At 61.8% G+C, this 26,984-nt stretch carries 20 protein-coding genes; 9 read left to right on the top strand and 11 right to left on the bottom strand.

The features are described 5' to 3' along the window. Positions 1 to 13 precede the first annotated feature (13 nt). The 4 genes from LNV09_RS20050 to LNV09_RS20035 all read right to left on the bottom strand — a co-directional run bounded on the left by LNV09_RS20050 (position 14) and on the right by LNV09_RS20035 (position 6,442). Positions 14 to 1,027 carry a cupin-like domain-containing protein gene (locus LNV09_RS20050; protein ID WP_263558849.1) on the bottom strand — a complete coding sequence of 338 codons (1,014 nt, stop codon included), beginning with the start codon at positions 1,025 to 1,027 and terminating at the stop codon, positions 14 to 16. Positions 1,028 to 1,031: 4 nt separating this feature from the next. Continuing rightward, positions 1,032 to 1,733 carry a SapC family protein gene (locus LNV09_RS20045; RefSeq protein ID WP_263558848.1) on the bottom strand — a complete coding sequence of 234 codons (702 nt, stop codon included), beginning with the start codon at positions 1,731 to 1,733 and terminating at the stop codon, positions 1,032 to 1,034. Between the two features lie 40 nt (positions 1,734 to 1,773). After that, complete coding sequence (locus tag LNV09_RS20040; protein ID WP_263558847.1) at positions 1,774 to 3,321, bottom strand: tryptophan halogenase family protein; 1,548 nt, start codon at positions 3,319 to 3,321, stop codon at positions 1,774 to 1,776. 94 nt (positions 3,322 to 3,415) lie between these two features. Further along, positions 3,416 to 6,442 carry a TonB-dependent receptor gene (locus LNV09_RS20035; RefSeq protein ID WP_263558846.1) on the bottom strand — a complete coding sequence of 1,009 codons (3,027 nt, stop codon included), beginning with the start codon at positions 6,440 to 6,442 and terminating at the stop codon, positions 3,416 to 3,418. Positions 6,443 to 7,051: 609 nt separating this feature from the next. Here LNV09_RS20035 and LNV09_RS20030 point away from each other — a divergent pair. The 5 genes from LNV09_RS20030 (at position 7,052) to LNV09_RS20010 (ending at position 15,350) form a co-directional block, all read left to right on the top strand. Continuing rightward, positions 7,052 to 8,422, top strand: a complete 1,371-nt coding sequence (locus LNV09_RS20030; RefSeq protein WP_263558845.1) for a GH1 family beta-glucosidase — start codon at positions 7,052 to 7,054, stop codon at positions 8,420 to 8,422. Positions 8,423 to 8,471: 49 nt separating this feature from the next. Continuing rightward, positions 8,472 to 9,461 (top strand): glucokinase, encoded by a 990-nt coding sequence (gene glk / locus LNV09_RS20025; protein WP_263558844.1) that lies wholly within the window; start codon positions 8,472 to 8,474, stop codon positions 9,459 to 9,461. Then, positions 9,462 to 11,201, top strand: coding sequence for an MFS transporter (locus LNV09_RS20020; protein WP_263558843.1), 1,740 nt, complete (start codon positions 9,462 to 9,464; stop codon positions 11,199 to 11,201). It begins immediately after the preceding gene. A 152-nt stretch (positions 11,202 to 11,353) separates the two neighbouring features. After that, positions 11,354 to 12,310, top strand: coding sequence for a glycoside hydrolase family 5 protein (locus LNV09_RS20015; RefSeq protein WP_263558842.1), 957 nt, complete (start codon positions 11,354 to 11,356; stop codon positions 12,308 to 12,310). A 166-nt stretch (positions 12,311 to 12,476) separates the two neighbouring features. Beyond that, the gene (locus LNV09_RS20010; RefSeq protein ID WP_263558841.1) at positions 12,477 to 15,350 is read left to right on the top strand and encodes a sensor histidine kinase; all 2,874 of its coding nucleotides are present in this window, start codon (positions 12,477 to 12,479) and stop codon (positions 15,348 to 15,350) included. Between the two features lie 9 nt (positions 15,351 to 15,359). Here the strand turns inward: LNV09_RS20010 and LNV09_RS20005 are convergent, their stop codons facing one another. The 6 genes from LNV09_RS20005 to LNV09_RS19980 all read right to left on the bottom strand — a co-directional run bounded on the left by LNV09_RS20005 (position 15,360) and on the right by LNV09_RS19980 (position 22,505). Beyond that, positions 15,360 to 18,062, bottom strand: coding sequence for a bifunctional acetate--CoA ligase family protein/GNAT family N-acetyltransferase (locus tag LNV09_RS20005; protein WP_263558840.1), 2,703 nt, complete (start codon positions 18,060 to 18,062; stop codon positions 15,360 to 15,362). A gap of 110 nt (positions 18,063 to 18,172) precedes the next feature. Further along, a complete protein-coding gene (locus LNV09_RS20000; RefSeq protein WP_263558839.1) occupies positions 18,173 to 18,466 on the bottom strand; it encodes an antibiotic biosynthesis monooxygenase family protein in 294 nt (97 codons plus the stop codon). A gap of 48 nt (positions 18,467 to 18,514) precedes the next feature. Next, the gene (locus LNV09_RS19995) at positions 18,515 to 19,351 is read right to left on the bottom strand and encodes a substrate-binding periplasmic protein (RefSeq protein WP_263558838.1); all 837 of its coding nucleotides are present in this window, start codon (positions 19,349 to 19,351) and stop codon (positions 18,515 to 18,517) included. Then, a complete protein-coding gene (locus LNV09_RS19990; RefSeq protein ID WP_263558837.1) occupies positions 19,348 to 19,857 on the bottom strand; it encodes a TlpA family protein disulfide reductase in 510 nt (169 codons plus the stop codon). The genes LNV09_RS19995 and LNV09_RS19990 overlap by 4 nt, the downstream gene beginning before the upstream one ends. A 63-nt stretch (positions 19,858 to 19,920) precedes the next feature. After that, positions 19,921 to 21,099, bottom strand: a complete 1,179-nt coding sequence (locus tag LNV09_RS19985; RefSeq protein WP_263558836.1) for a sensor histidine kinase family protein — start codon at positions 21,097 to 21,099, stop codon at positions 19,921 to 19,923. A 188-nt stretch (positions 21,100 to 21,287) separates the two neighbouring features. Further along, positions 21,288 to 22,505, bottom strand: coding sequence for a CaiB/BaiF CoA transferase family protein (locus tag LNV09_RS19980; RefSeq protein ID WP_263558997.1), 1,218 nt, complete (start codon positions 22,503 to 22,505; stop codon positions 21,288 to 21,290). Positions 22,506 to 22,692: 187 nt separating this feature from the next. Between LNV09_RS19980 and LNV09_RS19975 the strand changes: the two genes are divergently transcribed. The 3 genes from LNV09_RS19975 (at position 22,693) to LNV09_RS19965 (ending at position 23,877) form a co-directional block, all read left to right on the top strand. Further along, entirely contained in the window at positions 22,693 to 23,121 is a 429-nt protein-coding gene (locus LNV09_RS19975) for a hypothetical protein (protein ID WP_263558835.1), read from the top strand. Positions 23,122 to 23,196: 75 nt separating this feature from the next. After that, a complete protein-coding gene (locus tag LNV09_RS19970; protein WP_263558834.1) occupies positions 23,197 to 23,601 on the top strand; it encodes a PTS sugar transporter subunit IIA in 405 nt (134 codons plus the stop codon). A 6-nt stretch (positions 23,602 to 23,607) separates the two neighbouring features. Continuing rightward, entirely contained in the window at positions 23,608 to 23,877 is a 270-nt protein-coding gene (locus tag LNV09_RS19965; RefSeq protein ID WP_263558833.1) for an HPr family phosphocarrier protein, read from the top strand. Positions 23,878 to 23,892: 15 nt separating this feature from the next. On the opposite strand, the gene LNV09_RS19960 is transcribed toward LNV09_RS19965, so the two are convergent. Continuing rightward, the gene (locus LNV09_RS19960) at positions 23,893 to 24,723 is read right to left on the bottom strand and encodes a GNAT family N-acetyltransferase (protein WP_263558832.1); all 831 of its coding nucleotides are present in this window, start codon (positions 24,721 to 24,723) and stop codon (positions 23,893 to 23,895) included. Between the two features lie 125 nt (positions 24,724 to 24,848). On the opposite strand from LNV09_RS19960, the gene ptsP reads away from it, so the two are divergent. Then, complete coding sequence (gene ptsP, locus LNV09_RS19955) at positions 24,849 to 26,633, top strand: phosphoenolpyruvate--protein phosphotransferase (RefSeq protein ID WP_263558831.1); 1,785 nt, start codon at positions 24,849 to 24,851, stop codon at positions 26,631 to 26,633. The last annotated feature ends 351 nt before the right edge of the window (positions 26,634 to 26,984 follow it).

The raw sequence follows: 26,984 nt of genomic DNA, 5'->3' as shown, positions 1-26,984 counted from the left end.
GGGCAAATCCTGACTAACGGTTCAGACGGTTCAGCAGCACCGAGCGCAGATGGCGGGCGCGGTCCGACGTGATGGGAGCCAGCACGCCTTGGGCGCTCGGCGGGATATGGGCGGCGGTTTGCGCATCCGCATTGAAAACATAGTGGTCGAACAGGGCGCCCCAAGCTTGGCGCTGGGCCGGCGGCAGGTCGCGCAGTGTCATCAAGGCCAGCATCAAGGTGTTCATCGGTGAATCCATGAAGGCCGGGCTTTGCCGCCACCAGAAATTTACCAGCGCGCTGATCGGCTCCAGCGCCTCCACCGCATGCCACCACAGGCTGGGGATGAAGACCGCGTCACCTGGCGCCAACTCCACCGTTTGTGCTTGCGCTAGCGCCTGGGCATAGCGCGGGAAGCGCGCGAAATCTGGCTTGGCCATATCGACCAAGCTGATGGCTTGCCCGGCCGGCGTCAGATCCAGCGGGCCGATGTAGAGATTGCTGACCTGCTCGGGCGGGAACAGCGTGAAGCGGCGCCGTCCCGCGACGACACAGGCGATATTGTCCGGCAGGTCAAAGTGCGCGGCCACGCGCACCAGGTTGCCCAGCCACAGGCTGACCAAGGGGTCCGCCACCTTCAGTGGCAAGTCATTGGCTTGGCGCAGGCCGGGGAAGGAACCGTCGAGTTCGGTGGAGCCGAGATAAAGCGCAGGCGGTTTGGGCGCTGCGGCCTGCGCCAGCAATTCATCCAGCAGTGCGCCAAAGCCGGCAATCTCGCGCTGATAGTTGAAGCCACTGAAGTCGGCGTTGTAGAAAAAACGACCTTCAATCTCGGGCGCACCGCGCCACAGGCCGACTTTGGTCGCGGCGCCAGCGGCGCCAAAGCCGCGCAGATAGTCGCAAAAATGCTGATCGGATTGCCGCGCCGCCTGCACCAGCGGCCAATGACGCACCAGGCCCCGCAGCAGCACCGGCTCGGTGCTTTGCAGCAAGTCGGCGGGCAAGGCGTCGGCATGGACGTCGCTGCGCTCCAGCATGGGCTTGCCCATGGCCTCAAGCCTCCCGCGCGAGCTGCAGGCGGATCAGGTTGTGCAGATTGGACATCGAGGCAATGGCCATATAGATGGGCAGCAGATAGTCGGCCTGGTGCAGCAGGCCGACCGTCTTTTCGTCCAGCGCCGCGAGGCGTTCTTCGTGGATGGTGTGCAGGCCGACCAGGCGGGCATGGGTGCCGTCGGGGCGCTCGACATCCAAGACAAAGGGCTCCAGCAAGTCATGTGCGAGCAAGGCTTCGACGAAGGCGGGTGTGGCTTGCAAGCCCTCGTGCAGGGATTTCAACACCGAGTTGGCATGTTCCAGGAATTCGCTGGTGCCGCCTTGAGGCAAGAACACGGCCTCACCTTCGGCGCCTTGGCTGATGCGCGGGCTGGCCATGTCCACCAGCATCCTGAGCTCATCCTCGTTGACGCCAATCATGAAGGGTTCGCGCTGCATGGCCAAGGGCAGGTAAGGCACGGTCCAGCCGTCGGGTCCTAGGAAGAGGTTCTGGCCTTCTTGCAGACCGAGCAGGGCGAGCGGCTGCATCTGTCCGTCCGAGTTCTTCTGGAACACGATCGGGTAATGCACTTGCAGACGGCGGAACTCGTCCGGCGTTGCCAGGCAGGACATCCGCGCATCGCCCCATTCGGCGCCGCGCCGGGTGATGATGCGCAGATCTTTGTGCGTGATGTTGTCGAGCAGGACTGGGTTTTGCATGAGGTGTGAGTTCAGTCTGAAGTTGACGAGTCAATTGAATTTAAGCCATGCCATGCGCATGGATGTGACGGATCAAATCGCGGTGGCGCGGCAAGCCGCCGAGCAAGCGCTTGGTGGCCGTCGTGACCTGCTGGAAGCACGCCTGCGCTTGCGCGAGTCGCGCGGCTTGGGGTGCGGCCAAGTTCGGTTTGAAGCCCATGCCATAGAGCACATATTGGTAGCTCGCGGCGGGGAACACTTCGTCGACGCGGAACAGATCGCTCCGCAAGGGCGCCCGGTGACGCCAGAGCTGCAGCAGTTCGCCCAGGCCTTCGGGCATGGAATCGGCTTGGCGGTGCTCACGCCAATAGTCGGAATCATCGCGTTGGTTGAGCGCGTAATGCAGCTTGAGGAAATCGATGATGCGGGCCCAGCGGTAGCTGAAGGCGTCGTTGAAACGCTTGGCCACGATGTCCATGTCGGCGCGATTGGCGGGCAACTCGTCGCGGATCATCGCGGCCGACAACTCGACCAGCGCGAGTGCTGAGGCTTCCAGCGGCTCTATGAAACCCGAGGACAGACCTACCGCGACGCAGTTGCGTTGCCAGAAACGCTCGCGGTAGCCGGGTGTGAAAGGGATGTGGCGCGGCGTGGCAAGGTCGGCCGCTGCCGGGCCGCCGCTGCGCTCGATATGTTGACGCAGCCCCTGTTCGGCTGCCTCGACGCTGGTGTGGGCGCTGGAATAGACCAGGCCGACGCCACGCCGGCTGGGCAGCCCAATGTCCCAAGTCCAGCCCTGTGAATGGGCCGTCGCGATCGTGACGGAGGCCAGCGGGCCATATTGGTCGGTATAGGGTACTTGCAAGGCCAAGGCGCTGTCGTTGAAGAGCACGTGCTGCTGCGACCGCAGCGGCACGCCGTAATGTTGGCCAATGAGCAATGACTTGAGGCCCGAGCAGTCGATGAAGAGATCGCCCTCAATGTCGCCGTGGCTACGGGTCCGCAATGCTGCGATGTCGCCATTTTCATGGGCGAGCACCTGGGTGACTTCGTCCGCCACATGTCTGACGCCCAGCTTCTCGGTCGCGTGCTTGCGCAGCAACAGGCCCATCTTGACGGCATCAAAGTGGTAGCCGTAATTGATTGCGCCGCCAAATTCCGGCGTCGTGACTTGCTTGGGGGCCAGGCTCGCATTGCAAACATGGGGCTGGGGGCTGACGCATTCCGCAAAGCCTTGGTCGGCGCCGGCGCGCAGCCAGGCGCCGACCACGTCGGCCTCGCCATGACCTTGCGGCAGCGAGAAGGGATGGTAGTAGTGATCGGTCTTGAGACCATTCACCCAGCCGTCAAAACGTGAGCCCTGCTTGAAGGCTGCGTCGCAGTCACGCAGCAGATCAAGCTCGCGCAGGCCGATGCGCTGCAGGGTTTCGCGCATCGAGGGCCAGGTGCCTTCGCCCACGCCGATGGCGGGTGCGTCGGGCGATTCGATCAGGCTGATCTGCAATTTTCCGGCGTCCAAACCACCATGTTCTGCGGCCAACAAGGCTGCGGTCAGCCAACCCGCCGAGCCGCCCCCCAACACCACGATGCGCCGCACCGCTTGCGTCATATCAAGTCTCGCGATAACTGTAGGACTCTGCTTCAGTACTGACCGAACCGACAGATCCCCGGTTGGGGTTTTGCCGGTTCGGTGTGCTGGTCGTTTAGAACGAGTAGCGTGCCCCCACCAAATAGCGGCGGCCCGTTTGAGTCACCGATACTAACTGCTCCTTGGTACGGCCATGCTGGCGAATTACCCCATCGTTCAGGTTGAGGAAGTCAGCCTGGAAGGTGAGGTTTTTCGTCATCTTGTAGGCAATCGTCATGTCCAGCTGACCGTAGGGTTCGGTGTAGATGGGGTTGTTGCCTGCGCCATCGGTCGTCGCCGCCAAGAACTCGCCGCGCCAGTTGTACGCGCCGCGAATCGAAAAACCGCTGCCCTCATAGAAACCGACCAGGTTGTAGGAGTTGCTCACGCCGACCAGCGCCGACTGCGCCGCCGTGCTGTGGTTGTCGTAGGACAAGCCGGAAGACACCCGGGTGTAATTGCCCGCGACGCCGAAGCCGGAGTTGCCGAACAGATGTTGCGCGTTCAGCTCGATGCCGCTCAGGTTGTCGCCCTTGGCATTCGACGGCGTGGTGACCGCAAACTGCAGCAAGGGGTCGGTCGCTTGGCCGACGATGGTGCCCTGGATCTCACCGGCCGCATTGACGCCGGTCTTGGTCACGCCCGGCTGGCCGTCGAAGTTGTTGAAGATGTAGTTGCGCTGGCATTTGGGATCGGTGGCCGAGCAGCCGCTGGCTATTGCCGCAAGGTAGTATTTGCCCCCGATCGGCGTGTGCACCTGACCGACCGGTTGCCTGACCGTGGTGCTAGAGATGAAGTTGGTGATGTTCTTGCGGAACAGACCGGCCGCCACATAGCTGGACTTGCTGTAGTAGTACTCCAGCGAGGTGTCCCAGTTCTTCGACAGCAGCGGCAGCAGCGCGGCATTGCCGGTGGAGCCGGTGCCGCCGCCGGCGTTGGCCGTGTCGCCCACCGTCACGCCGCCTGCAAGCGCAGCCCAACCGGGGCGGCCGATGGTCTCGCCATAGCTGGCGCGCAATTTCATATTGGCCGTCAGGTCTGCATCCCAGTCAATGCTGGGCAGCCAGTAGCTGTACTTGCCGCTGGATGAGCCGAAGGCCGTGCCGCCGGACTGCACCGAGATCTCGTTCAAAGAACCCCAGCTGGCACCCGTCAGCGACAGCACTTGCGAGCTCGAGTCGACCTTGGTGGATTCGCGCCGCACGCCGACCGACACGCTCATCGGAATGGCGGTGTCGAAGCTGTGGTCGTATTGCAAGAAGCCGCTGGTCGACTTTTCGGTCGTGCGCAGGTCGACGCCCTTGGTGAAGTCGGTATAGGCCGAGAAGTAGGCTTCCGCTTCTGCGCGCGTCAATGGCGCCGGGTGGCTGGAGGTGCCCGACTTCATCGCGATCTCAATCGCGCGGTTGCGCATGGTGTTGAAGTCAAAGGAGTAGAACTTCTGCATCAGGCGCGGATCGTCACTGCCCTTGACCTGGCCGAAATAGCTGGGCAGGTTTTCGGTATTGAACAAATTGGCGGCGTAATCGCCTTGCTTGCCCACGCCACCCCAATCGCCGTTTTGGTGGTTAACCGAGGCCGAGCGGTTGTTCACCTTGGTGCTGGACAAGCCGAAGTTCAGCTTGTCGTCGCTGCTGAGCTTGTAGGCGCCGCGGAACTGGGCCTGGTCTATCTTCTGATCGCTCATGGCATTGTCGAAACGGGTGCCGGCGACCTGGATCTTGTTGGTGTCGAACACCGTGTTGGGCAGGCTCAGGATGGGCAGATCCTTGCTGTAATAGCCGAAGGCATCGCCCTGGCTGAACATGCCCGAGCCGATCACCGAATAGGTGCCGTAGGGGCTGTTTGGTGAGGTGTTGGCAGTGGAGCTATGCGCATCGAGTTCCACGCTGAGCTGTTCGCTGAGCTTCCATTCCGCATTGAAGCCGGTGGAGCGGTTCTTGGCTTTCTCGCCATATTGGCCGCCGTCGATGGCGAGGTCATGGTCGTTGGCGGGGAAGAGTGCCGAGTAGGAAATTGGGCCGGCGACGGGGCCGTCGGTCCAGGCCGAAGGGCCGCCCTGGAAGTTGAACCAGGTGCCGACTTGAACATTCTTTTTGTGGACCGTGTTGTCGGCGATCGTGTAGTCGAGCGTGAACTTGAGGTCTTTGCTGGGCGCGTATTGCAGCACCAACTGGCCGTTGGTGCGTTCGCGCTCCAGGGCGGTCAATGCATAGCGCAGGTCCACCGGTGTCGAGTACAGGGTGTTGGGGCCTGGGCGATTGGTGATCTGGTCGTAACCGGGCTCGCCCTTTTTCGGAATCGCACCCCAACCGCTCTCGTCGCCGAGGAAAGGATGCCAGCCGTTTTGCGTATAGGCCTTGTTGGAGCCGGAATCGCGCCGCGAGAAGCTGCCGCTGATCGAGATGCCGATGGTGCCATTGGCAAAGGTGTCGCTGTAGATGCCGGACAAATCAGGCGTTATGCTGCTGCCTTGATACATCTCCGGAAGGCGATCATTGGACGCATCGTGGTTGGCCTTGACGGAGAAGCTGGCGATGCGCTCCTTGCTGTCGAGCGGGCGCGCGGTCTTGATATTGATGGTGGCGCCAATGCCGCCTGCCGGCTTGGCCGCGCGGCTGGTTTTGAACACCTCGATCGCCGACACCGAGTCGGACGAGAGATTGGAGAAGTCGAAAGCGCGCGAGGAGTTGGCCGAGCTGCCGCCTTCCGCGCTGTTGAGCAAGGCGCCGGGCATTTGGCGGCCGTTCAACAGCACCATATTGAAGTCGGCGCCGATGCCGCGCACGGTCACGCGGGAACCTTCGCCGCTTTGACCGCGCTCGATGGACACGCCTGAGATGCGCTGCATCGATTCCGCCAGATTGGTGTCTGGGAACTTGCCGATGTCTTCCGCAACGATGCCGTCCACCACGCCGTGGTTTTCACGCTTGAGTGAAACGGCGGATTCGAGCGAGCGGCGGATGCCGGTGACGACCACCGCATCAAGGCGCTGCGTATCGCCCAATGAGGCCGCCGGCGCAGTGCCGGCGGCCTGCTGGGCTTGCGTGGCGGGGGCCAACAAGGTCAGCAAGGCCGCGCAGGCGTTCGCAACGGGCTTCATGTTCAGGGTTCGCCGCTGGGCGGTGTCACTCTGAAGTTGTTGGATCTGAACTCTTTTCATATGTCTCCTATGTCTGCGCTAGGTACCGTGAGTTGGACTTGCATCCACACCGGCTTGATTGAGAGGTAGCAAAGCACCCATCTGCTACGGTGGATGCAGTTTCGTTTAGCGCACGGCGTATGCCATGCGTGCCGCTTTTATGAGTTCCTCGTCCCTTGATCTGGCGGGCATCTGTGCGGTGCTCACCTTGCCAAGGTCTGGCGATGATAAAGAGCAAAAGACAACGTTGTCAACGAGCCAATGACAGCGTTGTCGTTTTCCCCTAGTCGTAAAAAACAACAGCTTCTGAGCGGGTGGCTTTCGTTCGATCCGGTCGCACCAAGTAACCCCATCAGGGTAAACGACAGCGTTGTCTATTTTTCGTTGACAACGTTGTCTTTTGCTCTCTATCATGGCCGCGCTGCATTGCTTCGATGCCTTGCAGCAGCGAGGGTGACCCCTGTGTTTTGCCCCGACAACAAGTTTCAGCGCCGTTTTGGCTGCCTTATTCGAAGAGCCTGCTTCTCGGCATAGCCCGCCACTGCCGAATTATCTTGAACCTGTGAACCCATGACTGCCAACAATATTTTCAAGCCCGAAGACAGCATTTTGGCGAGCCGATTTCCTGCCAGCTTTCAATGGGGCTCAGCCACCAGCGCGGCCCAAATTGAAGGCGCAGCGGCGCTCGACGGCAAGGGCGCATCGATCTGGGATACTTTTTGCGCCGAGCCCGGGCGTATCAATGATGGCTCCCACATCGATCTGGCTTGCGACCATTACCACTTGTTCCGTGAAGACATTGCGCGTATGAAGTGGTTGGGCTTGGAGGCCTACCGTTTCTCGATCTCTTGGCCGCGCGTGCAGGCATCGGGCGAGGGCGCCTGGAACGAAGCCGGCTTCGCTTTCTACGATCAATTGATCGACGCTTTGATCGAAGCCGGCATCAAACCCCATGTGACGCTGTATCACTGGGATTTGCCGCAAGCCTTGCACGACAGTATCGGCGGCTGGATGTCGCGCGATATCGTGCCCCACTTTGCAGCCTATGCGGCGGAAGTCGCCCGGCGCTTTGGCGCCAAGGTCGCCAGCATCGCGACCTTGAACGAACCCTGGTGCGTGGCGACCTTGGGTTATGAAACGGGCCAGTTTGCCCCCGGCCTGCGCAGCCGCAAGACAGCAGCGCAGGTTTCGCATCATCTGATGATGGCGCATGGCGCGGCAATTCTGGCGATGCGCCCGCTCACGCAGACTCAGCTCGGCGTGGTCTTGAACCACACGCCGGCATTCGCGGCCGAGCCGACCGAGGCCGATCGCCAAGCCGCCCGTATCGATGACGGCTTGAATGTGCGCTGGTATATGGACCCCATTTTTAGGGGCAGCTATCCGGCCGACGTGATTGAACATCTGGGCACCGACGCCCCGCAGATCGAGGCGCAAGACCTGACCCTGATTCAGCAGCCGCTGGACTTTCTGGGGGTGAACTTCTACACCCGCAGCTTCATCAGCACGCAAACGCCGGCCGTGCCGGCACCGGGCAAGATGGGCTTCACCGATATGGGCTGGGAGATCTACCCCAAGGCGCTGACCCAGCATCTGGTGCGCATCACCCGCGAGTATTCGCCGCCGCCCATCTTCATCACCGAAAACGGCATGGCCAATGCCGATGAGCTGGTGGACGGGCAGGTGATGGATGTCGAACGCATTGCCTATCTGAAAGCCCATTTGAGCGCCTTGGCGCAGGCGATGGACCTGGGGGTGGATGTGCGGGGTTATTTCTACTGGAGTCTGCTCGATAACTTCGAGTGGAATTCCGGCTACCTGAAGCGCTTTGGCATCTTCCATGTGGACTACAGCACTCAGCAGCGCGTGGCCAAGGCCAGTGCACATTGGTACCGGGCGCTGATTGAGGCCTTTGGGAGCGCAAGTCGTGGCGGCGCCTGAGTCGAGCGCGCCGACACGGCCTGCCCAGTCGGCCCCGAAAGTGAGCCCCATGAACCCCTCCGCTCAGTCGCATGGCTTTCCGCGCTTGCTCGCCGATGTCGGCGGCACCAATGTCCGCTTTGCCAGCCAGTTCAGCGCCAACGGCCCATTGCAGCAGACCGGCAGCTATGCCTGCGCCGATTTTGAATCGCTTTGCGACGCGATCTGCCACCACCTCTGGCGCGAGGGCCTGGAGCGGCCGCGCGCTAGCGCGATCGGCATCGCCACGCCGGTCACCGGCGACCATATCCGCATGACCAACCATGCGTGGACGTTCTCGATCAAAGCCATGCAGGAGGCCTTGGGGCTGCAGCGCTTGCTGGTGTTGAATGACTTCTCGGCGCTGGCGCTGGCGCTGCCGACGCTGCATGCCGATGCGCTATGCCAGCTTGGTGCGGGCCAAGCGGTAGCCGGCGCGCCGATTGCGCTAATAGGGCCGGGCACGGGTCTGGGTGTGTCGGGCCTGGTGCCGTCTTACGGCGCGGGCTTGGTGCCCCTGGGCGGCGAGGGTGGTCATGTGACCTTGAGCTCCTACGAGCCCGAGGAGCAGGCGGTGCTGGGCATCCTGCAGCAGCGCTTTGGCCATGCGTCGGCCGAGCGTGCCTTGTCCGGGCCGGGGCTGGAAAACCTCTACATGGCCTTGGCGCAGCTGCGTGGTGTGCGCGTGGAGGCCTTGCCGGCACAGCAGGTGACGCAGGCGGCGCTGGCACGCAGTGATGCGATCGCCGACGCAGCGCTGGAGATGTTCTGCAGCTTGCTTGGCGGCGTGGCTGGCAATTTGGCGCTGACCTTGGGCGCAAGAGGCGGTGTGTATATCGGCGGGGGCATCGTGCCGCGACTCGGCGCTCGATTTTCAGAGTCAAAATTCCGCGTCAGCTTTGAGGCCAAGGGACGGTTCCGGGCCTATTTGAGTGACATCCCGAGCTTTGTCGTACGCTGCAGCGAGCAAGCGGCCTTGCAAGGTGCTTGCCGCGCCCTGGACCTTGATATGGCGCATTGAATGATGGACATCACGAGCTCAATGAAGCCCACACCGCCGATCAAAGCAGCACCACTCTCGGCGCTGCGCAATGTTTTTTGGGTCGCCTCACTCTACTTGGCGATGGGCATTCCCTACAACGTCATCAACGGCACCTCGGTGCGCATGTTCAAGTCGCTCGGCTTTGCCGACAGCCAAATTACCGTCGCGGTCGGCAGCATCGGCATTGCCTGGTCCTTGAAGCCGCTGTGGGCAGCCTTTCTGGACATGTACCGGACCAAGCGCTTCTTTGTGCTGACGATGGAGCTGTTGTGCGGTTTCTTGTTTGCGGCGATTGCGATGTCGGTCGGCGAGCCGGGCTTCTTCCAGATCAGCATTGCCTTGTTGTGGGTGGCGGCCTTCGCCTCATCGACCCAGGACATCTGCGCCGATGGCATCTACCTGACCGCACTCGACAAACCCGCGCAGTCGCGCTTGGCCGGCATGCAAGGTGCGTTTTGGGTGCTCGGCAAGGTCTTGGCCACAGGACTGTTGATTTCGGTGTTGTTCAAGCTGCAGGCCAGCCAAGGCTGGTCCGATCAGGCGATGTGGCGCCATGTGATGTTGAGCTGCGCCGCTGCGATGGGTCTGCTGGCGCTGTATCACTTGTTCGTTTTGCCGACCGGCAGCGTGGCGCTGCGCCCGAGCGGCGCAGCTCAGGTTTGGCGTGACTTCAGCGGCACGGCAACGACCTTTTTTCATAAGCGGGCCTTCTGGGGCATGATTGCTTTTGTCTTCCTCTACCGCCTGGGCGAAGGGCTGATCCTGATGGAAGGCCAGCTGTTCTTGCAGAGCAGCACCGAGCAGGGCGGCTTGGGCCTGAGTGCGGGTCAAGTCAGCGATATCGATGCGGTCTACGGCACGCTCGCCAGCATCGTGGGCGGCCTGCTGGGCGGCGCCTTCGCCGGCAAATTGGGCCTGCGGCGCTCGCTTTGGATCTTGGGCCTGAGCTTGAATATTCCGCATTTCACCTTCGTGCTGATGAGCCATTACGCGGCCGCTGGCCATGGCCTGGACTACAGCGCCGTGGTGGGCTTGGTCAGCATCGAAAAGTTCGGCTATGGCTTCGGCATGGTCGGCAATATGGTCTACCTGATGCAGCAGTTGGCACCCGGCCGCTCGACCATGACCCATTACGCTTTTGCCACCGCCTTGATGAACCTGGTCTTGGTGCCGACCGCAATGATCTCCGGGCCGCTGGCGGAATGGTTGGGCTTTTCGAGCTTCTTCTTGCTCGTGATGTTCGCCTCGGTGCCTTCGGTGCTGGCGGCTTGGCGGGCGCCGTTTCCGCAGCAGGAAGACGAGGCCCCGTCGATCTTTGCGGCCGGTGCGGGCGGCGTGCAAGTGACGGTCGATGACCCTGCGCGCTTGACGGTCGTCGAACAAGCCGTGCAAGGCCTGGCCGGGCGTGCGTCGATGTTTGCGATGCTGGGCATCTTGCTGGTCTTGATCGGCGACGCCAAGGTGCTGGGCTCGCTGCAAGGCGCCGAGCCCGGCAGTGGGCTGACGCAGCTTTCGCTCCTGCTGGCGCTGCTGCTGCCCAAGGCCTTTTTCGCGCATCGGACCTTTGGCCTTGCGGCCCAGGCCGCGCAGGTGGCCAGCCCGAGCTCTGAACAACACTATCTGGGCAATGCCCAGGGCGCAAAAATAGCGACGCTGATCGGCGCGGCGGTCTCGCTGGCCGTGCTGATCTTTTGCCTCCATAGGCTCGCTTTTGCATGAAGCCCATGACTCGCCTGCAGCCTTGGGCCTGGCTGCTTTTAAGTTGCCTCAGCGGCCAGGCCCTGGCCGCGGACCTGCTCGCCTCGCAGGGTCAGGCGTGGCAAAACGGCCAAGGCTGGTGGAGCAGCGACGCGGATATTCCGCGCTTCGACTTGGCGGCCATCGCCCAGCAATTGCCACAGGTGAAAGTGGCGGGCAATCAGTTCGTGGATGACCAGGGCGCCGCCCTTGTGTTTCGCGGCGTGAACATTTCCGACCCGGACAAGCTCGTCAAAGAAGGCCACTTCAGCCGCCAACACTTTGAGGTCATCAAGGCCTGGGGCGCCAATGTGGTGCGCATTCCAGTCCACCCCTCGGCATGGCAGAGGCGCGGCAAGAAGGGCTATCTGGAAATTCTGGATCAGACCGTTCACTGGCTCAACGAACTGGGCATGTATGCGATTGTCGATTGGCATTCCATCGGCAATCTCAAATCCGAGCTGTTTCAAAACAGCAGCTACGCCACCACCAAGGCGGAGACATTCGACTTTTTCCGCACCGTGGCGGCGCGTTACAAGGGCGTCAACGCGGTCGCCATGTTCGAGATCTTCAATGAGCCGACCGTTTTTGGCGGGCAATTAGGTGTCTTGAGCTGGGCCGACTGGAAGGCCATCAACGAAGAGGCGATTACCATCATTCAGGCGCACAACCCGAATGCGATCTCCTTGGTGGCCGGATTCAACTGGGCCTATGACCTCACGCCGATAGCCACAGAGCCGATCGAGCGCAGCAACGTGGCCTATGTCAGCCACCCCTATCCGATGAAAGTGGCTGCGCCTTTTGAGCAGAACTGGGAGCGTGACTGGGGTTTTGTCGCCAACAAGTACCCGGTAATTGCCACCGAAATCGGCTACCAGTTGGCGACCGATAAAGGCGCCCACATTCCTGTTATCGACGATGGCAGCTATGGTAATCGCATAACAAATTACTTAAGCAGCAAAGGCGTCAGTTGGGTAGCTTGGGTGTTTGACCCGGATTGGGCGCCGCAGCTGATCCAGGATTGGCACTACGAGCCGACCCTGCAGGGCAAGCATTTCCGCGCGGTCATGCTGAGGGAAAACAAGCGATAGCTCCAGTCGAGCGGCTCATCGATGGCGCTCATCTGCAAATTCGGCGACCGTGTCGGATGTCACGGCCGGCTCGAGTCTTGCCGATTTGAGGGCCAGCCCGGTAACCGATGTGACGGGCAATTTGCTGAAGCAGGCGTAGAGTGCACAGAACTCGATAGACCCTGCGATGGAAATATTCCTGCCCAAAGTTGAAGTGATCGCGCTGGAGCAAGGCTTGCTTGGGCAGTCGGGCTTGGCGCGCGCGCAAACCCTGGTGGCTTTGGCTTGGTATTGGCGCCAGAGCGATAGCCGGCAAGCTTTGGCCTGGGTCGAAGCCGGCGAACGCAGCTTGCAGGGCTTGGATGCTCAGACCCAGGCGGGCGAAGTTCCGCCCCTCGCAGCGCGCTTGACGCTGGTGCGTGCCGAGTTGAATTTGCTGTCGGCCGAGCTCGGCACGGCCCTGCAAATGGTGCTCGCAGCGATTGCGCAGTTTGAGTCTTGCCACGATTTGGTGGGTCTCGGGGATGCCTATTGGTTGCACGCGCAGGTCTTGGAGGATAGCGGCAAGCAGGGCCAGACCAAAGGCATTTTGGAGGCAGCCCTGGCGGCGTATGAGGCTGCGGGCGACAAGGATCGGTACAGCGCCCTGCATGCTCGCAGTTTGATGATGGCCTTGTTTGACGAACCGGTGGCGGCGTCGGTGGCCATCCAGCAGAGTTTTCCGAGCGATCAACCCCGGCCATTGCCGGTGGCGTTTTGGATCAGCAATGCGCGCGGGCTGGCGGCCGCATTGGCCGGCGACCCGGCTGCCTCGATCAAACATTTTTTGCGGGCCTACGAGATCGGCCTGGACATTGGCCAACTGAGGCGGGCCCTGGTGGCCGGCAGCAACGCAGCCGAGTCGTTTCTGCGCTTGGGTGACTTGGACACTGCTTTGGCCATGCATGAACGCGACTTGTTGCTGGCGCGGCAAGTTGGCTGGCCTGCCTGCCTTGGCCTATGCCTGGCCAAGATAGGCAGTGCGATGCGGCAATTGGGGCGCTACGGCGAAGCGCGCGGCTTCCTGGTCGAAGGCGCCAAACAAATGGCGCGCTTGCCGGGCTCGCGTTCGCAGGCTCAAGTGGCGATTGATCTGGCTGAACTGGAGCTTGCCGATGGCCGCCACGCCGAGGCGGTTCAGGCCTTCAGCGACTTGGCGGCCCAGCGCGAGCTGAAACTGGCGCCCGACTTGTTGCTGCTCTTGCATTGTGGTTGGGCCTCAGCGCTCTTGAAGGTCGGCCAACATCAGGCGGCCGCCAAGGTGGCCGCCACTGCGTTGAATTTGGCCACCAGCTTGGGCGATGTCTTGGGCCAGGTGAAGGCCTTGCAGGTGCTGGCGCAAATGCCGCCGGATGCGGGCACACCACTGCCGCCCGCCACGCAAGCGCCTTCGCAGGCGCTTCACTATTTGCGCCAAGCGCTGGCGCTGGCGGCCACCATCACCGGCTATGAGCCAACGCCGGAACTGTGGCAAGAACTGGCGCAAGCCGAGGCTCTGGCGGGCAATTACAAGGCCGCCTACGAGCATGGGCTTGCGGCCAACAATGCTTTCCGTCGGGTGCAGACGACCGCCGTCCAAAACCGCGCGGTGGCGATGCAAGTCAGGCATGAACTGGAACATGCGCAGGCTCAGGCGGCATTGCATCAGCAGGCGGCCGAGGCCTTGCGGGAAACCACGGCGACCTTGGAAGTGCTGGGTGTGATGGGGCGAGAAATTACCGCCAGCTTGCAGGCCGAGAGCGTGTTTCAGACGCTGCACCGGCATGTTGAGCAGTTGCTGGATGCGGCGAGCTTTGTGGTTTTTATGGTGGAGCCCGCGCAGGCGGCAGCGGCCACGCCCCAACAGCTGGTCCTGGCCTATGGGGCAGAGGACGGACGCAAGTTGCCCAGCGAGACCCTCGCCTTGCAGGGCAATTCGGTGTTCGCGCGCTGTGCGCGTGAACGCGAGGAGCTGCTGATCAATCTTGAGCCCGAGCAAAGCGATGGCACACGCTTGATTCAAGGCACGCTCGAGACGCTCAGCCTCTTGTTCGGCCCTTTGTTGGCCGGCGACAGGCTGCTGGGTGTGATCTCGATTCAATCAAGCCGTCAACATGCCTACGGAGACCGCGAACGCTTCATCTTCAAGGCTCTGTGCGCCTATGCCGCGATCGCCTTGGACAACGCGGCCGCCTATGCCCAGACCGAATCTGCCCAGCAGCAGACCCACGCGGCCCTGACGGAGTTGCGCCAGATGCAGCGGGATTTGATCGAGCGCGAGAAGCTGGCGGCGCTGGGCTCCTTGGTTGCGGGTGTCGCGCATGAACTCAACACGCCCATCGGCAACAGCCTGATGGTGGCCAGTACCTTGCGCGACGGCAGCGAGGAATTTTTGGCGCTGGTCAGTCAAGGGCATCTGCGTAAATCGCAGCTTGAACAGTTTTGCCGCAGCACACAGGACGCCAGTGGTTTGTTGATGCGTAATCTTGAAAAGGCGGCCGAGTTGGTCAGTGGCTTTAAGCAGTTGGCGGTTGACCAGACCTCCGAGCGCAGGCGCACCTTCTTGCTTCGGCAGACCTGCGAAGAAGTGGCGCTGACGCTGGCGCATTTGCTGGTGCGGGCCGGGCATAGCTTGGCGCTTGATGTGCCCGAGGATTTGGCGCTCGACAGCTATCCCGGCCCTTTGGCTCAGGTACTCAGCAATCTGGTCATCAATGCCGGCCTGCATGGCTTCGCCGGCAGGCAGGGCGGGCGCATGCGGCTGAGCGCCAAGGCGCGGAATGCTCAGCAGGTCATGCTGTGCTTCGAGGACGATGGCCTGGGCATCGCGGCCGAGCATCTCGACAAGATTTTCGAGCCCTTTTTCACCACCCGGCTGGGCCAGGGCGGCAGCGGCCTGGGCCTGCACGTCAGCTACAACATCGTGCGCAATCTGCTCGGAGGCAGCATCACGGTGAGCAGCGTCCTCGGCCAAGGCACGCGCTTTGAGATTCTTCTGCCTATGGCGGCGCCGGCCGGGCCGGATATGAGCGACGCGCTTTGATGGCGCAGACTATAGAGCGTGCGTCACCCATTTGAAGTCGGGGTCTTCGGCAAAGGGCTTGATGCTGAAGCCCAGACTTTTCATCAGCTTGAGCATGCCGGGATTCTTGGCCAATACCAGGCCCTCGATTTCGCTCAGGCCCTTTTCGCGCGCCACGTCCATGATGCTTTCCATCAGGCGCGAGCCCAGGCCCTTGCCGCTGAAGTCATCGGCCACCACCAAAGAGAACTCGCAACTCGATTGGTCCGGGTTGGTGATATAGCGTGACACGCCGATGATGCGCTCGGTCTCTTGGGCTTCACCGTTAGCGTCCAGGCTGCGTTGCTTGGAGACTGCCACGAGCGCCATCTCACGGTCATAGTCGATCAAGCTGAAGCGCGCCAACATGGCCGGCGGCAACTCCGTCATCGAGGAAACAAAGCGGAAATAGCGACTCTCGGCCGACAGGCTGTGGACGAGTTGCTGCAGCATCTGTGCGTCATCCGGGCGAATCGGACGCAGCGTGTATTCGCCGCCGCCGCGCATCGGCCAGACCTGTGCATGCCGCGCCGGGTAGGGCAGGATGGCCAAATGGGCGTATTGCTGGGAGCCCGGCCCGGCGCTCGAAACGACGGCCACCGAAGCGCCGTCGATGACGATGCGCGCGTCCACCGCGACGGCGCCGAACTCGTCCACGATGATGGGATTGATGTCCATCTCGCGCAGTTGCGGCAACTCGCACACCATCTCCGACACACGCAGCAGCACTTGCTCCAGCGCATCCATGTCGACGGCGCTGGCGCCGCGCCAATCACCCAGGGTCTCCGCCACACGCGAACGTTCGATCAGCCGGTGGGCCAGGTAGCGGTTCAGCGGCGGCAGTTCCATGGCGCGGTCGTTGAGCAACTCGATCATGGTGCCGCCGGCGCCAAACACGATCACCGGGCCAAACGGGTCATCGGTGACCAGACCGATATAGATCTCACGGCCCCGCTTGGCGGCCGCCATTTTCTGTACGGTGACGCCGTTGATGCGGGCCTGCGGCGCCAAGCGGGCGACGCGCTCCATCATGTCGGTATACCCGTCCTTGACGGCAGCGCCGTGCTGCAGATTCAGCATCACGCCCTGCACATCGGACTTGTGCGTGATATCGGGCGAGTCAATCTTCAGGGCGACGGGATAGCCGAGCTGGGTGGCGATCATCATCGCCTCGTTGGCCGAGCGCGCCAGAATGGTGTGGGTGACGGGGATGTGGAAGGCCGACAGCAAGGTCTTGGACTCGATCTCGGTCAGCACCTTGCGCCGCTCGGACAAAACGCCTTCGATCACCAGGCGGGCGGCCTCGATATCGGGCTTGGCCAAGGTCGACAACGGCGCCGGTGTTTGCTGCAAGAGCAATTGGTTTTGGTAAAAGGACGCGATATTGCCGAAGGCGCCCACCGCCGCCTCGGGCGTACGAAAACTTGGAATCGAAGCCTCGTTCAGCGTGCTGCGGGCTGCGCCCACCGATGCGTCGCCCATCCAGCAGGCCAGCAGCGGTTTGCTCAAGCCTCGCTTCATCTGCGCCAGCGCGCGGGCAACGGCGGTGGTGTCGGCTCCGAGCTTGGGGGAGTAGATCGCCAGCACGCCGTCAATCTGCTTGTCGCGGCCGGCCGCTTCGATTGCGGCTTGGTAGTGCGGCCCTTCGGCGTCCTCCGACAGGTCGATCAGGTCCGACAGGCTGGCCAGCTCGGGCAGCAAGGGCTTGAGCGCTGCGGCCGAGTCGGCGCTGAGGCGCCCAAGCTCCAAGCCGATTTCGTTGATCCAGTCGGCCGCCAGCACGCCGGGACCACCGCCGTTGGTGACGATGGCCAAGCGCCGGCCCACCGGGCGGTAGCGCGAGGCCAGACATTTCGCGGCCGAAAATAACTCGACAAAGGAGCGCACCCGGACCGCGCCGGCGCGTCGCAAGGCAGAGTCGAAGACATCATCGCTGCCGACGATGGCGCCGCTGTGCGTCTGCGCGGCGGCGTTGCCAGCAGGCTTGCGGCCGGCCTTCAGGATCACCACAGGCTTGGCGTTAGCGGCCGAGCGCAGCGCGCTCATGAAACGCCGCGCGTTGCCTATGCCTTCGAGGTAGACGATGATGCTTTGCGTCTGCGCGTCATTGGCCAGAAAGTCCAGGACCTGTGCGATATCGACGCCGGTGTTAGGCCCCAAGGAGACCACCGAGGAAAAACCCACCGCGTTGCTGCGCGCCCAGTCCAGCATCGATGCGGTCAAGGCGCCCGACTGCGAGACCAAGGCCAAGGAGCCAGCCTGGGCCAGCGGCCCGGTTGCGCTGGCGTTGAGCTGCAGGCCAGGGCGTTGAAAGCCCAGGCTGTTGGGGCCCAGCAGCAGCATGCCTTCGCGGCGCGCAATTTTCTTCAGTGCAGCGGCCTGCTCGGTGCTGACGCCGCTGGAGATCACCAGCGCGGCACGGCAGGTGATGCGCCCGGCCACCTCCAGCGCTGCGGCAATGTCTTGCGGCGGCAGCGCGATGATGGCCAGATCGGCCCGCGCCTGCGCCAAATCGGCCAGGGTGCCGGTGCTTTGAATGTCCAGAAAGCGCAAGCTGCCGCTGAAGCGCTGGGCCTGCAGCGCTTGATGCAAGGCCAGGGCGTGGGCACTTTGCCCCTCGCTGCTGTCCGGCGATCCCGCAAAAACAACAATTGACTCGGGGGTGAAGAGCGGGGTCAGGTAATGCTTGTCCATGGCGTCGCTTATTTGCCCCCAATGGGGCTACCTCAACGGCAGTCTAGCCAGTTGCCGCGAAATCGGCTTGACTTGAGACAAGCGCAAGGCCCAAGCCCTGCAATACGCGCCTAGATAACGAACTCGAAATGCTCGACTCTGGGCGGCTGCGCAAAGAAAGGCCCGACGATGGCGCGCCAAGCGGGAAACAGCGGGCTGCCGCGAAAGCCTTCGGTATGGTCCTCCAGGCTGGCCCATTCGATTTGCAGGATATAGCGTTCGGGAGATTCGATGCCATGCTGGACACGCGCGCTGATGAAGCCCTGAGCTTGCGAGACCACGGTCTTGATGCCCTGCGCAATGGCGGCTTCAAAGGCGGCCTGCTGGCCCGGTGGAATTTGAATTTCAGCGATCTCGAGAATCATCTTGGGCCTTTGTATAACGGTTTAACAGAACGCTTGAATGCCGATCGATCAGCGGTAATTTACCCGCCGGCGGAATTCGTCTTGCAGGCGCTGATAGCTGCCGTCGCGGCGCATCTGTGCCAGACCGGCGCTGAAGGCTTGGGCCAAGCGTTCGCCCTGCGGATGTTGCTTGGAAAAAGCGACCCAGAAACCATCCATGGAGAGCAGGCCCACGCGCTTGGCTTGGCCTTTGAATTCAGGCGTGTTGTCGATGCGCATGCCGCCGGGGGTGCGGTTGAGCAAGATGTAGTCAACTCGCTTGGCCAAGAGCATGCGTATCAGGGCGGCATCAGAGACGGCCACGGATTTCTTGATCCGGCTGTCGTGCATGAATTCGCTCGGGTAGGTATAGCCATTGGTGTAGGCCACGCGTTTGCCGCGCAAGTCGGCGAGCCTGAGTTCCGGCTCCTTGCTATCGGCGCGGGCGAAGATGGACAGCTCTTCTTCAAACATGGCCGGCTGGTGCCAGACATAGTCAGCGCGGTTGTCGTCGGTGATGGTGGCGTTGAAGCAACCCGCCACTTGGCCGTTCTTGGCGTAGAGCATGCAGCGTGCAAACGGCACGTTGATGATCTTGACCTGTATGCCTTGGCTGGCAAACACCGCGCGCACCAGGTCGACGCTGAAGCCGACCGGGCTGGTGTCGGCGTCGGCACCGGGCTTTTCGGCCGCACTATAGGGCGGCCAGTCATCTTCGCCGGCCAAAACCAGCGTGTTCTTGTCAATGCTATTGGCGGGAGTCTCGGCGCGCACGCCGGCACTGAGAGCCATGCAAATCGCCATCGACATCCCAAAGCGCAGGCAGTTGGCGTACATGGGCTTGAGTTGTTTGAGGGGCTGATTCAAGCCGACTCGGCCAGCAGTTTTTCGACCAAGGCATGCAGGGCGGGGAAGTCCGGCTCGCCGACATAACGCTTGACGATCTCGCCACGCTTGTTGATCAAAAACGTCGTCGGTGTCAGCTGAATCTTGCCGAACTGATGGGCGATCTTGCCGTTGTTGTCGATCGCCACGCCGAACGGCAACTTGCGGCTTTCGGCGAAATTCGACACAAAAGCGGGCGGGTCGTAGCTCATCGCAACGGCCAGGGTATCAAAACCCCGACCCTTGAATTTCTCATGGGTGGCAATGATTTGCGGCATCTCTTTGACGCAAGTCGTGCAGCTGGTGGCCCAGAAGTTGACCAGCATGACCTTGCCGGCCCATTGGTTGGAGTCGACCTTGGCGCCGTCCAACAAGACATAGCTGACGGCCGGCGCAGCCTCGCGCGTGCCAAGGTTTTGATAGGCGAAGAATCCGCCACCGGCCAGGGCCGCCACCAGCACAGGCAAAAGAAATCGTTGCAGCTTCATGACGGCAGTTTAGCGTGGCTCTGCGCGGAGGGCGGGGCCAAGGTCAATCTGCCAAAGTCGCGTTCAAAGCCCTTTGGAGAGTTCGAACATCAGCACTGACGACAGCGCATCGTTCAGATGCAGGCGCGAGATGCGCGCCAAGCCGTCGGCGGTGGCGGTGGAGAGCTGGGTCAGGTGTTGCTCGTCCAGCACTTCAATGAAGCAGAAGTCGGGCACTTCGCGCATCACGTCGGCAAACAGTTGGTCAAAGTCATCGCCGCGCAAGGCGCTTTCGAACACGATACCGTGCGGCAAGCCCTCCAGGCAGAACTGGGCCGCCTCGGCCATGCTGCCGGCCAAATCAATAATCAGGCCCATGTGCTGCATGGCAGCCTGGATCTGAGCGCGTAATTCGCGTCGCTCGGAGATGATCAGCACATGGCTGCCGGCCAAGGGTTTGGAATTGTTGGAGAGCTGAAATTCCGCCACCCGCTCGCTGCTCTGACTTTGTTCCCGACCGGGTTCTTGGTCCGCCGTGGCTACGCCAGGCTCATCCCCGATGGTTTGCGGGAATTCGAGTGTCAGCACCGTGATGCCGGCTTCGTCCTCGCGCAAGGGCAAGACATTCATGGTCAGAGCGGTTTGCTCGACCAAGCGCCATGCCAAGGAGTTCAAGGCCAGGGGCAACTCGTTGAAGCGGGGGTCATCGATCAGGTCGAGCGAGCGGTGGGCAAAGCGGCACACCAACCTGGCTTTGGCAGGCCAGGGGGTCAGGTCCAGCCGCAAGTCGATCGAGCTGTGGGTGCTGGCCAGCGCCCAGTCCATCAAGGCGTTCAGCAGCGCAAACAGCAGCGAGCCGTCGGCCATGATCTCAACCGGTTTGAGGATTTGACGCACCTGGATGCCACGCGCCTGCGTTTCGCGGCTGCGTTGCGCCAGCACGCCGCGCAAAACCTGCGTCAAATGCATGCGTTCACGGCTCAGCTTGAGTCGCCCTGAGGCGAGGCGGGCGAGCTGTTGGCCCAGCATGCCGGCTTCACGGGCTTGGCTGACGCTTTCGCGCAGCGCGCGTAGATTCTGACGGTCGATTTGGCCGGTGCTGACCAAGTCGTGAATGCGCTCCAAGGCGGAACTCAGCGGCCCGGCAATCTCAGCGCCCAGTTGTTGGACGATTTCGGTCCACTGCACGGGGCTTGGCTCGCCGGCCACATCATTGGCGGCCGAGTTGGCGGAGACAGTTGTAGTGGACGGCGGGATTGACATGGGCAAGCGTAAGGATCGGGCGGCTGTTGTTCTTTTAGGTTCGCTTCCGGGCAAAAATCCCGCAACGGCCGCCATCGTCAACGCGATGCCCCTCAGCGTCCATCCCCTGATCCGGGGGAGTTGGCCTCGAAATGGCAACTAGCTCGAATTTTGAGCACTTTCACACGCTTTACGATGCTGATTCGAGCTTATGCGATCACGCCGGCCTGCATTAATGCCGCAATTTCGGCCTCGGTACGGCCCGCTTCCAGCAAGAGCTCCCGGGTGTGCTGGCCCAATAAAGGTGGGGCATGGCGATAGCTCACCGGCGTTGCGGACAGTTTGATTGGGCTGGCCACCAATCGCAATGTCGGGCTGAGCGGGTGCTTGATGGCTGTTGTCATGCCGCGGGCCTGGACTTGCGGGTCGGCAAAGGCTTGGTCCAGATTGTTGATGGCGCCGCAGGGGACCTTGGCGGCTTCCAGTGCGGCCAGCCATTCATTGCGGGGGCGGGTTTTGATGATTGCTTCTACCATCGGCACCAGCACCTCGCGCTGCCTGACGCGCGCTGCGTTGGTGCTGAAGCGCGGGTCTTGGGCCCAGTCGGGGAAGCCCGCGATGGCACAGAACTTGGCGAACTGGATGTCATTGCCGACCGCCAGGATCAAATGTCCGTCGCTGGCCTCGAAGACTTGGTAGGGCACGATGTTCTGGTGCGCATTACCCATGCGGGCCGGGGCTTGGCCGGTGCACAGGAAGTTGGCGCCCAAATTGGCCAGCATGGCCAGTTGGGTGTCCAGCAAGGCCATGTCGATGACCTGACCCTGGCCGGTGGCGTCGCGGTGACGCAAGGCGGCCAAGATGGCGACAGCGGCATACATGCCGGTAAAGAGGTCGGCTACGGCTACGCCGACCTTTTGCGGCCCGCCGCCGGGCAGCCCGTCGCGCTCGCCGGTCACGCTCATCAAACCGCCTATGCCCTGCACTGCGTAGTCATAGCCGGCCCGGTCTTTATAGGGGCCGGTCTGGCCGAAGCCGGTGATTGAACACACGATCAGACCCGGGTTGGCTTCGCGCAGGCTTTGCGCGTCCAGACCGTAGCGGGCCAGATCACCGACCTTGAAGTTCTCGACCAACACGTCGACGCCGCTCGCCAACTCCCGAATCAAGGCCTGGCCGGCCGAGTTGGCGATGTCGATCGCGATCGAGCGCTTGTTGCGGTTGGCGCCGAGGTAATAGGCGGCTTCGCTGGTATCCAGGCCTTGCGCGTCTTTCAAATAGGGCGGCCCCCAGGCGCGGGTGTCGTCGCCGCTCCCTGGGCGTTCAACCTTGATCACGTCGGCGCCGAGGTCGGCCAGGGTTTGGGTGCACCAGGGCCCGGCCAGCACGCGCGACAGGTCGAGTATGCGCAAGCCACTCAGTGCCATGGCAGGCAGGGCGGCCGGGCCGGCAGGATCGGAGGATGCTTTTTGGATGTCGTGATTTTGCATGGCTGAGATTGTCGGCCAGGGTCTGGCTTGCCTGGGCTTGGATAATGTGACCATGAATGTCCGCTTCCCTACCTTTGTCCTTGCTCTCAGCCTCGCGGCTTGTTCGCCCAAATTGGATTGGCGCGTGACTCACCCAGACGGTGCAGGCATCACGGCGATGTTCCCTTGCAAGCCCGTGGTCAATAGTCGGCCTGCGACTGCCGCCGAACCGGCGGCCATGGGCCTGGCCGAATGCAAGGCCGATGAATTGAACTTCTCATTGGCCTGGGCTGATCTTGGCGATCCAGCCCTGGTGGCGCCGGCGTTGGCGGAGATGCAGCGCTCGCTGACACTCAAATTGAACGCGCAAGTGTTAGCGACCGAAGCCCTCGCCGTGCGGGGCATGACGCCCAATCCCGCCGCTCAGTTGCTGGTCTTGAAGGGCGATCAGCAGCGCGCGCGACTGGCGGTGTTCTCGCATGGTTTAAGGGTCTATCAAGTGTTGATGTTGGGCGCGCAAGACAATTCGAGCGCATGGGAAAATTTCATCACCGGCTTGACGCTCGGTCCGTGAGCATTTTGGCGTCGCCGGTCGCAGGGGACGGACGATTCAGCGACGTGCGGTAAAAGCTGCGTTGATAATCAAGCCATGCCCGGTTTGCTTTTGATTGCCCATGCCCCGCTTGCCACTGCCTTGAAGGCGGTGGCGGAGCACACTTTCCCGCATTGCGCGGCCCAATTGACCGTCTTGGACGTGACCCCGGATATGTCGGCGGAAGATGTCGAGCAGGCCGGGCGGGCGCTGCTACAGCGGGCCGGCCACAACGAAGCCTTGATCCTGACCGATGTATTCGGCGCCACGCCTTGCAATGGCGCCCAGCGTTTGCACAGCGCAACGGTAAGAGTGGTCAGCGGTGTCAACGTTCCTATGCTTTGGCGTTCGCTTTGCTATATCGCCGAACCCTTGGAGTCCTTGATCACGCGGGCTGTTCAAGGCGGCGCGGCCGGCATCATGTTGAATGACCTTCCCGTGAACCCCCATTCGGAAACCTGAGATTCAATGATCAAGTCAACGCTCACCATCAGCAATAAATTGGGCCTGCATGCCCGAGCATCGGCCAAGCTGACCAAGCTGGCCGGAAGTTTTCAGTGCGAGGTGTTCATGAGTCGCAAAAGCCGGCGCGTCAATGCCAAAAGCATCATGGGGGTGATGATGCTGGCAGCAGGTATGGGCTCGGAGGTCGAGCTTGAGACCGAGGGAATAGACGAGCAGGCAGCGCAGGACGCCATCACCGCCTTGGTGAACGATAAGTTCGGCGAGGGCCAGTGAGCGGTCGCCTGCGATTCACTCGATGAAGTGACGCCGATAGCGGGCTGGCAGTTCGGCCAAACGCATCATCATCGGCAGATCGGCCATATTGAAGTCCGGGTCCCAGGCCGGCGCGCCGAGGATGCGGGCGCCGCAGCGCAAATAGCCCTTGATCAGCGGCGGCGCTTCGACCGCGAGGTCGTGGCGCAAGTCATCGACGGGCAGCGGCAGACGCGGCCGCACCTGCCATTCAATGCCGGCCAGATGGGTCTTCTCCAGCTGTTTCCAGAGGCTGGCCGCAAAATGACCGCCGTCACACATGCTGATGCTGGCGCAGCCGACCATGGTGTCGAGCTTGTTTCTCATCATGAACTCGGCCAGCGCGCCCCACAGCAACATGATGACGCCGCCTGAGCGATGTGCGGGGTCAATGCAGGAGCGCCCCAACTCCACCATATTGCCGCGCAAGCTGCGTAGACGGGTCAGATCGAATTCTGTTTCGCTGTAAAGCCCGCCGGCTTGCTTGGCGGCAGCAGGTGTCAGCACGCGATATGTGCCGACGACTTGGCCTGATTGACCACCTGCGTCGGTTTCGCGCACCAGCAGGTGTTCACAGAAGGCATCGAAGCTATCGATGTCGTGCCCGGCTGGTGACCCTTTGGGCGGAGTCAGGCGAGCGCCCATTTCTTCCGCAAAGACACGAAAGCGGAGCTGTTGTGCGTCGCGTACTTCTTGCTCTGTTTTGGCCCAGCTGACTTCCAAACGACTCGGTGCCACCCCGCGAGCGGCCTGCTGCATGGGAGGGTGTTCCAGCCTGGAGGGGCGGAGTTCGGAATAGGGCAAGGTGGACAGCGGAAGATCCCTCATGAGCGGCCTCGTCTAGGTCGTTGGTCGGCAGGCGGATGCTCGGTTGTTGCGGTGACGCTGCCATGACGCATGAATGACGATTCGATGACGATGTGGCGGGGCTGAGTGGCTGCTAAAGTCGGTGCATGAGCTTTCAGGTGTTTGGCATCCCGGTCTCGCGCGGCGTGGCCATTGGTCGCGCTGTCTTGGTGGCGTCGAGCCGCGTAGACGTTGCGCACTATTTCGTTGCGTCGTCGCAAGTTGAGGCGGAGATCCAACGCGCCTATCGAGCCCGTGACGTCGTCGCCCGCGAATTTGAAACGCTCAAGCAGGACTTGCGTGGGGATACGCCGCAAGAACTGGCCGCCTTGCTGGATGTGCATTTGATGCTGTTGCACGATGAGGCGCTTATCGGCGCCGCCACGCAATGGATCATCGAGCGTCATTACAACGCGGAATGGGCGCTATCGGCTCAGCTTGAGGTGCTGGCGCGCCAGTTTGACGAGATGGAGGACGACTATCTGCGCGAACGCAAGGCCGATCTTGAGCAGGTGGTCGAGCGCATTTTGAGTGCTTTGGCGCGTGAGCAGGGCTTGATTCCGGCTGACGCGGCCAGCGTTGTGCAGCGTGACTTTGCGGGTGAAGACCCTTTGTTGCTGGTGGCGGCCGACATTGCGCCGGCCGACATGATGCAATTCAAGCGCAGCGTCTTCCACGGCTTTATTACCGATATTGGCGGAAAGACCTCACATACGGCCATCGTGGCCCGCAGCATGGACATCCCAGCGGTGGTGGGCACACGTGAGGCCTCTCGGCTGATTCGCCAAGATGACTGGATCATCATCGATGGTGATGCGGGCACCGTCATCGTCAATCCGTCTCCCATCATGCTGGAGGAATATCGCTTCCGGCAGCGCCAAAGCGAGCTTGAGCGGGCGCGCTTGGCGCGGTTGAGGCATACGCCGGCGGTGACGCTGGATGGTGAGCGTATCGAGTTGCACGCGAATATCGAGTTACCTTTGGATGCGCTGGGCGCCATCGAGGCGGGCGCCACCGGGGTCGGATTGTTCCGCAGCGAATTCCTGTTCATGAACCGAGACGGCGAGTTGCCCGGCGAGGAGGAGCAGTTCGCGGCTTACCGCTCGGCGGTAGAGGCGATGCAAGGCATGCCGGTGACGATTCGCACCGTTGATGTGGGTGCAGACAAACCTCTGGACCGCATGAGCGCGAGTGAATTGCGCCACGAGCATGTGCTCAACCCTGCGATGGGTTTGCGGGCCATTCGTTGGAGCTTGGCCGAGCCAAGCATGTTCCGCCAGCAACTGCGGGCCATCTACCGTGCCAGTGCCTTCGGCAAGGTTCGGCTGTTGATACCGATGGTGGCTCATCTGCATGAAGTTCGGCAAATTTTGGAAGCTATTAAAAAAGTTCAACAGCAACTTAACGACGCGGGGCATGCCTACAGCCAGGTCGATCTGGGTGTGATGATTGAAATCCCGGCAGCAGCGGTGATGCTGCCCCTTTTGCTGCGCCATGTGGATTTCGTCTCTATCGGTACCAACGACCTGATTCAATACACGCTGGCGATTGATCGCGCAGATGAGGCAGTGGCACATCTCTATGACCCGTGGCATCCGGCGGTATTGCAATTGTTGGCAAGCTCGATTGGGCAGGCGCGAGCAGCCGGCAAGTCAGTGAGCGTCTGCGGCGAAATGGCCGGCGACTCCGCGTTCACCGACCTCTTGCTGGCGATGGGTTTGCGTAGCTTTTCCATGCATCCCTCTCAAATCCCCTCGGTCAAGCAGCGCGTGCTGCGGGCCGATGCGGCGCGCTTGGCTACTTTCATGCCAGAGATCATGGCCAGTGAAGACCCCCGACTTGAGGCGGAGCAAGCCTTCGCGCGCAACAAGCCTGCGCGAACCTTGCAGTAGCTCTTTGTCGACCGGGTAAATGCAGGTTGGTGTCGACGCCACTGCACGCGAGGCCATGGGTTGGGGCGAGTAATTGCCCATTTTCAACGGCAAGGAGATCGCGCTTGAACTTCTTGTGCTACAGTCGTGGGCTTCGCTGCTGAGGTTCACGCCATAGCAGCGGCAGAGGTAGCAAAAAGGAAGTGCAAAAGAAAATTTCGATGCACTTGACGGGTTTGAAGAAAATCAGTCATAATCCCGCTTCTGCGCTGCTAGCGAACTTCGGTAACGAAGCGCTAGCAGCAAAACAAGATGACCGGCGAAAGCTGAAGCCTCTTGAGCTCTTTAATAATTCACAGCCGATAAGCGTGG

Source organism: Paucibacter sp. B2R-40, from assembly GCF_025717555.1.
Lineage (GTDB): Bacteria > Pseudomonadota > Gammaproteobacteria > Burkholderiales > Burkholderiaceae_C > Paucibacter_A.
The sequence above is the reverse complement of the archived record's forward strand: the minus strand, read 5'-3'. Positions and strand labels throughout refer to the sequence as shown.